An 11,968-nucleotide genomic window follows, 5' to 3' on the forward strand; every position below is an offset into this window, starting at 1 on the left:
TCTCCCGTTTCAATGCACCGGCGCGGCCACCACGGGTGCCGCCCCCGCCTTGCGCCGCCCCAGCTTGCGCTCCCCCACCACCCACTGCACCAGCGCAATCGCCAGCGACATCAGGATCATGAGCACCGTGCAGTAGGCCAGCGCAATGCCGTAGTCGCCGTTGCCGACGCGGCCGATGATGTAGGTGGTGGCCAGTTCGTTCTCGGCCGTGACCAGGAAGATCACCGCGCTCACCGTGGTCATGGCGCGCACGAAGCTGTAGACCAGCGCGGCCACCAGGGCGGGCTTGAGCAGCGGCAGCACCACCTTGAAGAGCGTCTGCGAGGTCGATGCGCGCAGCATCAGCGAGGCTTCGTCGAGCGAGCGGTCGAGCTGCTTGAATGCCGCGGTGCCGGCGCGCACGCCCACCGGCAGATTGCGGAACATGAAGCACAGCACGATGATCAGCCCCGTGCCCGTGAGCTCGAAGGGCGGTACGTTGAACGCCAGGATGTAGCTCACGCCCAGCACCGTGCCCGGAATCGCGAAGGCCAGCAGCGCGCCGAACTCGAAGAGCCCCTGCCCCTTGAACTCGTTGCGCGCCAGCAGCCAGGCAATGAGCAGGCCCAGCGCGGCGGTGATCGGCGCCGAGATGCCCGCGAGCTTGAGCGTGGTGATCAGCGAGTTCCACGCCGTGCCCGCCCACACCAGCCCGAACTGCCCCCACTCCAGCGCGAAGGCGCTCTTGAAGTGGTTCAGCGTGAAGCTGTAGTCGCGCCCCCAGGTCTGCACGAAGCCGCCCGCGAAGGCGAACAGGTAGACCACCGCGGTGAACGCGATCCACGGCATGGCGATGCAGTAGATGGCGCGGCGCACGCCGTCGGGCAGCGCCATCGCGATGCCGGCGTCGCCCTTGCCGCTCACGGTGGTGTAGTTCTGCTTGCCCAGCAGGCCGCGCTGCAGCGCGAACACGCCGAGCGCGAACAGCGTGAGCACCCAGGCCAGCGAGGCCGCGCGGCCCTGGTCGTACTGCGCGCCGACGATGGCGAAGAAGATGTCGGTCGACAGCACCGAGAACTGCCCGCCCACCACCACCGGGTTGCCGAAGTCGGCAATGCTTTCGATGAAGCCGACCAGGAAGGCATTGGCCAGCCCGGGCTTCAGCAGCGGCAGCGTGATGGTGAAGAAGGTGCGGCGGCGGTCGGCGCGCAGCATCTGCGCCGCCTCTTCCAGGCTGGGCGCGATGCCCTGCACCACGCCGCGCATGATCATGAAGGCGATGGGCGTGAAGGCGAACAGCTGCGCCACCAGCACGCCCGGCATGCCGTAGAACCAGCGTGTGGGCTCGATGCCGAACACGCTCTCCAGCACCTGGTTGACGATGCCGGCGCGGCCGAACAGCAAGATGAGCCCGAGCCCCACCACGAAGGGCGGCGTGATGATCGGCAGCAGCGCCAGCACCCGCAGCGCGCCCTGCCCGCGCTTGCTGCCGCGCTCGGCCATCAGCGCCATCAGCGTGCCCAGGAAGGTGGTGCCGGCGGCCGTGAGCAGCGCCAGCACCAGCGTGTTCCAGGCCACGCCGCAGCGCACGCCGCCGCTCAGGCAGCCCAGGCCCCAGATGCGTTCGGTGAACACGCGGGCGACGAAGGCCGTGATCGACCACTGCCCGTCTTCATTGAAGAAGGCGCCCGACAGCGCCTTGCTTACCGGGTAGGCGATGAACAGCGCCATCAGCACGCCGCAGCCGACGACGGCAGCCGCCACGAACAGGTCGCCCTTGAACAGGCCCAGCCGCGCGATGCCGAAGGCCATCAGCAGCACCAGGGCCGTGAGCGCCACGAAGCCGCCCGCGCCGATGCCGAACTGGTTGACCGCCAGCTCGCCGAACTGCGCGTTGAGCGCGGCAAAGCTCCAGCCGCGCGCACCGATGGTGAAGCCCGCCACCGCCAGCCCGAGCGCGCCTGTCAGCCCACCCGCCAGCAGCCATCGCCCTTGCGCCTTGCCGGCCGGCAGCCAAGCGCCCACGGCGCACAGCAGCAGCCCCGCCAGCCCGATGAAGAGCCAGCCGCGCCCCTGCGTGGCCGCCTGCATCAGTCCGTTGGCGCCCTCCGCCTGGCTGAACACCTGCGGAACGGCTTCGTACCAGGTCGAATCCTGGATCGCATACCAGGGCAGCAGCAGGTAGGCCGCCAGGCCCAGCGCGACCCATGCCCAGATCCAGCGCTGCGAACGCCGGGCGGCGGCCAGCGACGCCGGATTGACCGGCGCGCCTTCGATAGCGCGCGCTTCCACTTAGCGGGGCAGCGAATTGACGTCTTTTTCCCAGCGCGCGATCAGGCGGCGGCGCTCGGCGCTGGCGCCGTACTTGGCGTAGTCGTAGTTGATGAACTTGATCTTCTTGAAGTCGGGAATGCGCGGGTCGAGCTTGGCGTTCACGTTGCTCGGCAGCTGGAACTGCTTGTTCGCGGCGCCCAGTTCCTGCGCGGCGGGCGTCAGCGCCCATTCATAGAACTTCTTGGCGGCGTCGAGGTTGCGTGCTCCCTTGATGATGCTCATGGAGCCGATCTCGGCGCCGGTGCCGTCGCTCGGCGTGATGGTCTCGACCGGGAAGCCCTGCATCTTCTCGCCGGGGCCGTCATGCACGAAGCTGATGGAGATGGCGGTTTCGCCGCGCGCCACCGCCTTGATCGGGCCGGTGCCCGAGCGGGTGTACTGGCCCACGTTCTTGTGCAGCGCCTTCAGGTACTCGAATGCCTTGTCCTCGCCCATCATCTGCACCAGCGTGGCGATCATGGTGTAGGCGGTGCCGCTCGACGCGGGGTTGGCCACCTGGATGTCGCCCTTGTATTCGGGCTTGAGCAGGTCGGCCCAGGTCTTGGGCACCGGCAGCTTCTTCTTGGCCAGCAGCTCGGGGTTGTAGCCGAAGCCCAGCGGGCCCGAGTAGATGCCGACAGTCTTGTAGCCCGACTGCTTGGCCTGCTGCTGCGCCCAGGGGTGCAGCTGCGACAGCGTGGGCGACTTGTATTCGAGCGTCAGGCCCTGTTCGGCCGCCTGCAGGTGCGGGTCGCCGGTGCCGCCGAACCAGACGTCGGTCTTGGGGTTGTCCTTCTCGGCGATCAGCTGGGCCAGCGCCTCGCCGGAACCCTTGAGCGCCATGTTGATGCGCACGCCGGTGGTACGCGCGTAGACGGTGGAAATCACGTTGCACCACTCGGCCTGGACCGAGCAGATGACATTGACGGTCTGCGCCGACGCCGCGGCCGACAGACCCAGCAGCGCGGCTGCGGTAAAAAGCTTGCTCTTCATTCGAAATCTCCACCTCGGCATAAAAAAATGGCCTTGCGGCCGTGGTGCAGCGTAGCTTTAGTACAGGTCTCGCGAATCGGTACAAGTACCATCGCGACTGGCACATCGGCCTGCTCGGCACTCAGACAAAGGAAAGTTTTCTCATGAGCTTCGATCTCGTTCTGTTCGGCGGTACTGGCGACCTCGCATGGCGCAAGCTCATGCCCGCGCTGTTCCAGGCATTCCGGCACGGCAGCCTGCCGCAAGACGGGCGAATCATCGGGGTGGCTCGCGACGATCACTCCGACGACCAGTACCGCGAGCTCATCCAGTCGCGCTTCAATGCGGTCGAAGGCGCCAAGCGGCCCTCGCCCGACGAGTTCAAGAAGTTCGCGTCGATGCTGCACTACCTGCGCATGGACCTGTCCAAGACCGAAGACTACGCGCGCCTCTCCGAACTGCTCAAGCAGCGCGACGCCGACACGGTGGTGATGTACGTGGCCACCGCGCCCGCGCTCTTCACGCAGGTGGTCGAGCAGATCGCCGCCGCCGGCATGAACGGCCCCAGGACGCGCATCGTGCTGGAAAAGCCGCTGGGCCACGACCTGGCTTCCAACCGCGCCATCAACGCGGCCGTGGGCAAGGTGCTCGAGGAAAAGCAGGTCTTCCGCATCGACCACTACCTGGGCAAGCCCTCGGTTCAGAACCTGTTTGCCATGCGCTTCGGCAATGCGCTGTTCGAGCCCATCTGGCGCCGCGAGCACATCGCCAACATCCAGATCACCATCGCCGAAGACCTGGGCGTGGAAAAGCGCGGCGCCTTCTACGACCAGACCGGCGCGCTGCGCGACATGGTGCAGAACCACGCGCTGCAGCTGCTGTGCGCCATCGGCATGGAGCCGCCGATCAACTCGCACGCCGACGCCATCCGCGACGAAAAGCTCAAGGTGCTGCGCGCGCTGAAGCCCTGGACGCCCGAGAGCCTGAGCCTGCACGCGGTGCGCGGCCAGTACACGGCCGGCACGGCCTACGGCGAGCGGGTGCAGGGCTACCGCGACGAGCCGGGCGTGAATCCCGACAGCCGCACCGAGACCTTCGTGGCGCTGCGCACCGAAATCGCCAACTGGCGCTGGGCCGGCGTGCCCTTCTACATCCGCACCGGCAAGCGGCTGGCCTCGCGCGACGCGCGCATCGAAGTCAATTTCAGGCCCACGCCGCACGCCATCTACCGCGCGCCGGCCGGCAACGTGAACAAGTTCGTCATCAACCTGCAGCCCAAGGACGGGCTGGAGCTGCACATGCTCGCGCAGGCCCAGGACAACCGCCAGCGCAGCAACGGCAACCAGAGCTCGGCCAACCAGCTGGCGCCGGTGCAGCTGGACCTGGACTTCGACAAGCGCTTCGGCGCCGAGCGCGTGGGCGCCTACGAGCGCCTGCTGCTGGACGTGATCGACGGCCGGCTCAACCTGTTCGTGCGCAGCGACGAGCAGGAAGAAGCCTGGCGCTGGGTCGAGCCGCTGATCGACAGCTGGGAATCGGACGGCGGCCCGCGCCCCTATGCGGCCGGCACCTGGGGCCCGAGCGCGTCGAGCGCGATGATCGCGCGCGACGGCTTCTCCTGGGGCGAGGAGCAGTAAGGCCAGCTCGGGCCCGGGCCGCGCTCAACCGAACTGCAGGCAACGCATGCTGAGCGTGCCCGACTGGAACCCCTCGTAGACCGTCTTCGCGCGCTCGCCGCTGCTGGCCGCGCCAAGGGCGTAGAGAAACGGGTAGTAGTGGTCGGGCGTGGCCACCGCGGTCGACGCGCCTTCGAGCTTGGCGTAGTCGACCAGCGCGCGGTCGTCGCGGCCGGCCAGCGCGGACTTCACCGCATCGTCGAAAGACTGCGCCCACGGGCGGCTGGCGCTCGGGCCGTCCGGCGTTCCGCGGTCGGTGGCGCGCAGGTTGTGCACCACGTTGCCGCTGCCCATCACCAGCACGCCCTTGTCGCGCAAGGCCGCCAGATCCCGCCCCACCGCATAGTGGAAGGCCGCCGGCTTGTCGTAGTCGATGCTGAGCTGGAACACGGGCACGTCGGCCTTCGGGTACAGGTGCTTCAGCACCGTCCAGGTGCCGTGGTCCAGGCCCCACTGGTCGGTGCCGATCACCGGCGCCTGTTTCACCGCGCCGACGGTTTCCCGCGCGAGCGCCGGGTGGCCGGGCGCGGGGTATTCGACGTCGAACAGCGCCTGCGGGAAGCCGCCGAAGTCGTGGATGGTCTTCGGCCGCTCCTGCATGCCGACGCCCGTGGCGCCCCGGCTCAGCCAGTGCGCCGACACGCTGAGGATGGCCGACGGCCGCGGCAGCTCCCGCCCCCACGCCGACAGGCGCCGCGTGAAGGCGTTGTCGGTGATGGCGTTCATGGGCGAGCCGTGCCCGATGAAGACGACCGGCATGCGCCGCGTGGCCGCGCCGGCGGCCTGCACGCTGCAGGCCAGGGAAGCCAGCACGGCGGTTGCGCCAAGGGCGGTGCCCATGAGGAAGCCGCGGCGGCCCAGTTCGGAGCTTGCAAGAGTGGTCGTGATCGGCATGGCGGCACTCTGCAACAGTTTTCTGCGCAAGGCGGTGCCTTTGCGCACACTTTTTCGAAGATGGGCGGCCGCCGCGCTAGATGCGCCCCTCTTCGACCGCGTGGCAAGCCACCTGCACGCCCTTGATGCCCAGCAGCTTCGGCCGCTCCGCCGAACAGCGCGCATTGGCATGCGGGCAGCGCGGATGGAAGGCGCAGCCCGTGGGCGGGTTCAGCGGATTCGGCACCTCGCCCTGCACCGGTGTGCGGGAGCGGCCGGTGTGCTTCATCTGCGGAATGGCGTCCAGCAGCATGCGCGTGTACGGATGCTGTGGCGCGGCAAACAGTTTCTGCTTGTCGGCCACCTCGACCAGCCGGCCCAGGTACATCACGCCGACCTGGTCGGCCACGTGGCGCACCACCGCGAGGTTGTGCGAGATGAAGAGGTAAGTCAGGCCCTGCTCGCGCTGCAGGTCCTTCATGATGTTGAGCACCTGCGCCTGCACGCTCACGTCGAGCGCCGAGGTGGGCTCGTCGCACACCAGGAACTCGGGCTGCGTGGCGAGCGCGCGGGCAATGGAAATGCGCTGGCGCTGGCCGCCCGAGAACTGGTGCGGATACTTGCTCATGTCCAGCGGCGACAGGCCGACCGACTTCAGCAGTTCGCCCACGCGTTCGCGCAGTGCGGCCTTGTCGCTGATGATGCCGTGCTCGCGCAGCGGCTCGCCGATGATGTCCTCCACGATCCAGCGCGGGTTCAGGCTCGCGTAGGGGTCCTGGAAGATCATCTGGATGCGGCGGCGCAGCTTGCGGCCTTCGGGGGTCTTGAACGCGGCGTGCGCGTCCTGCCCGTCGAACTGCAGGCCGCCGCGCGTGGGCGCATACAGGCCCACCAGCAGGCGGGCCACCGTGCTCTTGCCGCAGCCCGACTCGCCCACCAGCGCCAGCGTCTTGCCGCGCTCTATGGAGAAGCTCACGCCGTCCACCGCATGCAGCAGCACGCGCGGCTTGCGTTCGAGCACGCGGTTGAGCCAGGGCGGCGAAACGTCGAAGGTGCGGGCCAGGTCGTGGGCCACCACCAGCGGTTCGCCTGCCGCGGCGGGTGCGGTTGCGTTGCCGCGGGGTTCGATCACTGCTGCGCTCATCGCGTCACCTCGCTCAGGGGTTCTGCCGCTTCGGGCGTGGCGCGTTCGCCGGCCGCCAGGGCGTCGTGGTGCCGCGCGGCCAGTTCGGCCTGGCCGGTGTGCGGGTCGGTGGCGTCGTGCAGCCAGCAGGCGGCGCGGGTGGCGCCGGCGTGCATGAGTTCCGGCCGATCGGTCAGGCAGCGTGCAAAGGTGCGCGGACAGCGCGGGTTGTAGGCGCAGCCCGTCGGAATGGCGTTGAGCCGCGGCATGGCGCCGTCGATCTGGTTGAGCCGCTCGCGGTCGCTCGCCATGTCGGGAATCGATGCCATCAGGCCCGAGGTGTAGGGGTGCGCGGGCTGGTGGATCACCTCGTGCACCGGGCCGATCTCGGCGATGCGCCCGGCATACATCACGGCCACGCGGTCGCAGGTCTCGGCGATCACGCCCATGTCGTGGGTGATGAGCATCACCGCCGCGCCGCGCTCCTTGCAGATGCGCTTGAGCAGCTGAATGATCTGCGCCTGGATCGACACGTCCAGCGCGGTGGTCGGCTCGTCGGCCACGATGAGCTTGGGCTCGGCCGCCAGCGCCAGCGCGATCACCACGCGTTGCCGCATGCCGCCGGAAAACTGGTGCGGAAAGTGGTCGATGCGCTGCTCGGCGGCGGGAATGCCGGTGTCCTGCAGCAGGCCGATGGCACGCTTGCGGGCTTCGGCGTCGGTCACCGGCAGGTGCGCGCGGATGGTCTCGACCAGCTGCCGGCCCACGGTGTAGAGCGGGTTCAGCGAAGTCAGCGGGTCCTGGAAGATCGCGCCGATCTTGCGCCCGCGGATGGGCCGCATCGCATCGAAGCCGAGGTTGTCGATGCGCTGGCCATCGAGGCGGATTTCACCGCCCGCCACGCGGCCCGGCGCTTCGAGCAGGCCGATGATGGCCGCGCCCGTGAGCGACTTGCCGGCGCCCGACTCGCCCACCACGCCGAGGATTTCCCCGGGCGCGATGTCGAAGGAAATCCGGTCGAGCGCGCGCAGCGTGCCTCGGCGGTGCGGAAACTCGACGACGAGGTCTTTGACCTGGAGCAGCGTCATGGTGGCGTTCTCCTTCTTGTCTTCAGCGCAGGCGTGGGTTCAGCGCGTCGCGCAGCCAGTCGCCGAGCAGGTTCACGCTGAGCGCGATGAGCACCAGCATCAGGCCCGGAAACACCGTGATCCACCATTCGCCCGAGAACAGGTACTGGTTGCCGATGCTGATGAGCGTGCCCAGCGACGGCGAAGTCGGCGGCACGCCGACGCCCAGGAACGACAGCGTGGCCTCGGTGATGATGGCCGTGGCCACCTGGATCGTGGCCAGCACCATCACCGGCCCCATCACGTTGGGCAGCACGTGGCGCAGCATGATGCGCAGCGGCGCCACGCCGGTGACGCGCGCGGCCTGCACGTATTCCTTGTTGCGCTCCACCAGCGTGGAGCCGCGCACCGTGCGCGCGTACTGCACCCAGCCGGTCAGCGAGATGGAAATGATCAGCACGCCGAAGGCCAGCGACTCCTGCGCGTTGGGAAAGAGCGCGCGGCCGACACCGGCAATGAGCAGTGCCACCAGGATGGGCGGAAACGACAGCATCACGTCGCACACGCGCATGAGGAACGAATCGAGCCAGCCGCCGAAGAATCCGGCAACCAGGCCCAGCACCACGCCCACCACGACCGACAGCACCACCGACACGAGGCCGACGATCAGCGAGATGCGCGCGCCATAGATGACGGCCGAGAGAATGTCGCGCCCCTGGTCGTCGGTGCCCAGCAGGTACTTGGACGAGCCTTCGGCGCTCCAGGCGGGCGGCAGCCGCGCGTCGCCGAGTTCGAGGGCGGCCAGGTCGAAGGGGTTGTGCGGCGACACCCAGCCGGCGAACACCGCGCAGACCACGCAGACCAGCGCGATGAGCGCGGCGGCAATGGCGACCGGCGAGGTGCGAAAGCTGTAGCCGACATCGCTGTCGAGCCAACGGGCAAATGTTTTTTTCATCGTGAAGCAAATCCGCGTAAGGCCGCCGCCGGGCCGCCCCAGGGCGGCCGTGCCACCCCCTTTGGAGGGGGGTGGCGAAGTCACATGCAGCGCAGCGGAGTCAAAGCCGGGAGGCAGGCATCCTTACGGCTTGATGCTCATCCACTTGAAGTACATGAAGTTGTCAGCCAGCTGCACCAGCTCGACCTTCTTGCTCACGCCCCAGGCCAGCGACTGCTGATGCAGCGGCAGGTGGCCCACGTCGTCGGCGTGCATCTTGAAGGCTTCCTTGATCAGCTCGTTGCGCTTGGCCTTGTCGGTCTCCGACTGGATCTGCTTGGTCAGCTCGTCCAGCTTGGGATTGCAGTAGGCGCCCAGGTTGAACTGCCCGGTGCCCTTGTCGTCCGGGCAGGAGGTGAGCGAGCTCAGCGCGTTGTGCGCGTCGTAGGTGGTCGGGGTCCAGCCCAGCATGTAGAAGCTGGTGTCGCGGCGCAGCACCTTGGGGAAGTAGGTGCCCTTGGTCTCGGCCACCAGGTTGATCTTGACGCCGATCTTCGCGAGGCTGGACGCCACGCTCTGGCAGATCTGGCCGTCGTTCACGTAGCGGTCGTTCGGGCAGTTCAGCGACACCTCGAAGCCGTTGGGGTAGCCGGCTTCGGTCAGCAGCTTCTTGGCGGCTTCGACGTCATAGGGCAGGCGCTTGTCCTGCTCTGCGGTCCAGCCGTTGATGCCGGGGCCGACCAGCAAGGCGGTGGGGCGCGAGGCGCCGCGCATCACGGTGCGCTGGATGCCGGCGATGTCGATGGCCTGGTAGAAGGCCTGGCGGACGCGCTTGTCCTTGAACGGGTTCTTGCCCTTGATGTTCGAGTACTGCAGCTCGTCGCGCTTCTGGTCCATGCCCAGGAAGATGGTGCGCAGCTCGGGGCCGGTGATGACGCGGGCGTTGGGCGCGGCATTGATGCGGGCGATGTCCTGCACCGGCACGGGTTCCATCACGTCCACTTCGCCGGAGACCAGCGCGGCCACGCGGGTGGCGGGGTTGGCGATGGGCGTGAAGATGATCTCCTGCGCGTTGCCGTCGATCTTGCCCCAGTAGGTGCCGTTGCGCGTGAACACGGTGCGCACGTTGGGCTGGCGCTCGCGCACGCGGAACGGACCGGTGCCGTTGGCCTTGAACGAGGCAGTGTTCTCGATGCCCTTGCGGCGGTCGACCGGCTTGGTGGCCTGGTTTTCCTCGCACCACTTCTTGCTCATGATCATCGTCAGCGAGATCACGTCGGGCAGGATGGGGAACGGGCCGTTGGTCTCGATCTCGACCGCGAGGTCGCCGACCTTGCGCACGGCCTTGATGTCGCTCAGCGTGGCGCGCATGTCGGAGCCGTCGCCCTGGGCGCGCGCGAAGCTGAACACCACGTCGTCGGCGGTGAAAGGCGTGCCGTCATGGAACACCACGCCCTTGCGCAGTTCGAAGCGCCAGACGTTCGGCGAGGTCTGCTTCCAGCTGGTGGCCAGCAGCGGTGCGAGGCTCAGGTCCTTGTTGCGGCCCACGAGGGTTTCATACACGTTGGCGGTGACGCTCAGCTGCAGCGATTCGTTGAGCGAGTGCGGGTCCAGCGATAGCGCGTCCCCCTGGTTCGCGATGCGGATGGTCTGCGCGCCGGCGACCATGCTGACGGCGCTCAGGGCGCACAAAACGGCGGCCGCGGCCACATTCTTCTTGAAACTCATGGGAACACTCCTCGGGTTGGAATCAAACAAATCACGGCGCCGCGGTAGCGGCGGCTTTCCCTGGCTGCGCGCCGCGGGTGGCGGCAAGCGGCATGCCCTGCTCGATCAGGCCCGCGTGCAACGCGGCGCCCAGCGGCAGGATCTCGTCATTGAAGTCGTAGCGGCTGTTGTGCAGGAAGGCGCCGTCGCGCACGTCCTGGCCGATGCGCAGATAGGCGCCCGCCTTCTTCTGCAGCATGAAGGAGAAGTCTTCGGCGCCCATGCTGGGCTCCATGCTGCGGTCGACGTTCTTCGCGCCGACCAGCGACTCGGCCACGTCGGCCGCGAACATGGCCTCGGGCGCGGTGTTGATGGTGGCGGGGTAGATGCGCTCGTACTTGATGGTGGCGGTGGCGCCGAAGCCCGACGCGATGGCCGCGCACAGCTCGTTCAGCCGCTGCTCGACCTGCGCCTGCACCCGCGCGCTGAAGGTGCGCACGGTGCCCACCAGCGTGGCCTCGCCGGGCACCACGCTCATCGCGCCGAGGTCGCCGGCCTGCATCGCGCAGATGCTGATGACGGCGGCATCGATCGGGCGCACGTTGCGCGAGACGATGGTCTGGGCCGCGGTGATGATGTGCGCCGCGACCACGACCGGGTCGACGGTCAGGTAGGCATGCGCACCATGGCCGCCCTTGCCCTTGATGTTGATCGTGATGCGGTCGGCCGCGGCCATCATTGCGCCGCGGTTGATGCCGACGGTGCCGGCCGGCATGGCGGGCCAGTTGTGCATCGCGTAGACGGCGTTCACGGGGAAGCGGTCGAACAGGCCGTCCTCGATCATCACGCGCGCGCCGGCGAAACCCTCTTCGCCGGGCTGGAAGATCAGCACGGCGGTGCCGTCGAAGTCGCGCGTCTCGGCAAGGTAGCGTGCCGCGCCGACCAGCATGGCGGTGTGGCCGTCGTGGCCGCAGCCGTGCATCAGGCCGTCGCTGGCGGAGCGCCAGCCGAAATCGTTGTCCTCGCGCATGGGCAGCGCGTCCATGTCGGCGCGCAGGCCGATCATCCGGCCGCTGGCCGTCGAGCGCCCGCGGATGACGCCGACCACGCCGGTCTTGCCGATGCCCTCGTGGATCTCGTCGACACCGCAGGCGCGCAGGGCCTCGCGCACGCGGCCGGAGGTGTAGACCTCTTCGAAGCCGAGTTCGGGGTGGGCGTGCAGGTCGCGGCGAAAGGCCGTGATCTCGGGGTAGAAGCTGGCGATGTGCGCGAATGCGCGGCCGGATGCCTTCAGGCGCGGAGCTTCTGCTGTCGCTGCGGTCAT

General features: G+C 68.2%; 9 protein-coding genes. 1 reads left to right on the plus strand and 8 read right to left on the minus strand.

Translation table 11 applies throughout. From position 1 onward, the window contains the following. Positions 1 to 9: 9 nt before the first annotated feature. Positions 10 to 2,271 carry an ABC transporter permease gene (locus tag C4F17_RS13665; protein WP_106935590.1) on the minus strand — a complete coding sequence of 754 codons (2,262 nt, stop codon included), beginning with the start codon at positions 2,269 to 2,271 and terminating at the stop codon, positions 10 to 12. Further along, positions 2,272 to 3,285, minus strand: coding sequence for an ABC transporter substrate-binding protein (locus tag C4F17_RS13670; protein ID WP_081268500.1), 1,014 nt, complete (start codon positions 3,283 to 3,285; stop codon positions 2,272 to 2,274). It lies immediately after the preceding gene. A 143-nt stretch (positions 3,286 to 3,428) separates the two neighbouring features. Between C4F17_RS13670 and zwf the strand changes: the two genes are divergently transcribed. Beyond that, the gene (gene zwf, locus C4F17_RS13675) at positions 3,429 to 4,901 is read left to right on the plus strand and encodes a glucose-6-phosphate dehydrogenase (RefSeq protein WP_081268501.1); all 1,473 of its coding nucleotides are present in this window, start codon (positions 3,429 to 3,431) and stop codon (positions 4,899 to 4,901) included. A 24-nt stretch (positions 4,902 to 4,925) separates the two neighbouring features. Here zwf and ygiD read toward each other — a convergent pair whose 3' ends face one another. The 6 genes from ygiD to C4F17_RS13705 all read right to left on the minus strand — a co-directional run bounded on the left by ygiD (position 4,926) and on the right by C4F17_RS13705 (position 11,968). After that, positions 4,926 to 5,834: a 4,5-DOPA dioxygenase extradiol gene (gene ygiD, locus C4F17_RS13680; RefSeq protein WP_106937545.1), complete on the minus strand. Its 909-nt coding sequence runs from the start codon at positions 5,832 to 5,834 to the stop codon at positions 4,926 to 4,928. A 76-nt stretch (positions 5,835 to 5,910) separates the two neighbouring features. Beyond that, a complete protein-coding gene (locus C4F17_RS13685) occupies positions 5,911 to 6,957 on the minus strand; it encodes an ABC transporter ATP-binding protein (RefSeq protein WP_081268502.1) in 1,047 nt (348 codons plus the stop codon). Continuing rightward, on the minus strand, positions 6,954 to 8,024 hold the full coding sequence (locus C4F17_RS13690) for an ABC transporter ATP-binding protein (RefSeq protein WP_106935591.1): 1,071 nt from the start codon (positions 8,022 to 8,024) through the stop codon (positions 6,954 to 6,956). Before C4F17_RS13690 ends, C4F17_RS13685 begins: the two co-directional genes overlap by 4 nt. A 22-nt stretch (positions 8,025 to 8,046) precedes the next feature. Next, positions 8,047 to 8,958: an ABC transporter permease gene (locus C4F17_RS13695; RefSeq protein WP_081268504.1), complete on the minus strand. Its 912-nt coding sequence runs from the start codon at positions 8,956 to 8,958 to the stop codon at positions 8,047 to 8,049. A 123-nt stretch (positions 8,959 to 9,081) separates the two neighbouring features. Beyond that, on the minus strand, positions 9,082 to 10,665 hold the full coding sequence (locus C4F17_RS13700; protein WP_106935592.1) for an ABC transporter substrate-binding protein: 1,584 nt from the start codon (positions 10,663 to 10,665) through the stop codon (positions 9,082 to 9,084). A gap of 31 nt (positions 10,666 to 10,696) precedes the next feature. Next, on the minus strand, positions 10,697 to 11,968 hold the full coding sequence (locus C4F17_RS13705; RefSeq protein WP_106935593.1) for a M20 aminoacylase family protein: 1,272 nt from the start codon (positions 11,966 to 11,968) through the stop codon (positions 10,697 to 10,699).

The sequence above is a fragment of the Variovorax sp. PMC12 genome (genome assembly GCF_003019815.1).
GTDB lineage: Bacteria > Pseudomonadota > Gammaproteobacteria > Burkholderiales > Burkholderiaceae_C > Variovorax.

What these genes read in the sequence shown, in the direction of transcription:
- ygiD (WP_106937545.1), bottom strand. Translation starts at nt 5,834, where the DNA reads ATGCCGATCACGACCACTCTTGCAAGCTCCGAACTGGGCCGCCGCGGC.
- C4F17_RS13695 (WP_081268504.1), bottom strand. Translation starts at nt 8,958, where the DNA reads ATGAAAAAAACATTTGCCCGTTGGCTCGACAGCGATGTCGGCTACAGC.
- C4F17_RS13700 (WP_106935592.1), bottom strand. Translation starts at nt 10,665, where the DNA reads ATGAGTTTCAAGAAGAATGTGGCCGCGGCCGCCGTTTTGTGCGCCCTG.
- C4F17_RS13670 (WP_081268500.1), bottom strand. Translation starts at nt 3,285, where the DNA reads ATGAAGAGCAAGCTTTTTACCGCAGCCGCGCTGCTGGGTCTGTCGGCC.
- C4F17_RS13705 (WP_106935593.1), bottom strand. Translation starts at nt 11,968, where the DNA reads ATGACCGCAGCGACAGCAGAAGCTCCGCGCCTGAAGGCATCCGGCCGC.
- C4F17_RS13690 (WP_106935591.1), bottom strand. Translation starts at nt 8,024, where the DNA reads ATGACGCTGCTCCAGGTCAAAGACCTCGTCGTCGAGTTTCCGCACCGC.
- zwf (WP_081268501.1), top strand. Translation starts at nt 3,429, where the DNA reads ATGAGCTTCGATCTCGTTCTGTTCGGCGGTACTGGCGACCTCGCATGG.
- C4F17_RS13685 (WP_081268502.1), bottom strand. Translation starts at nt 6,957, where the DNA reads ATGAGCGCAGCAGTGATCGAACCCCGCGGCAACGCAACCGCACCCGCC.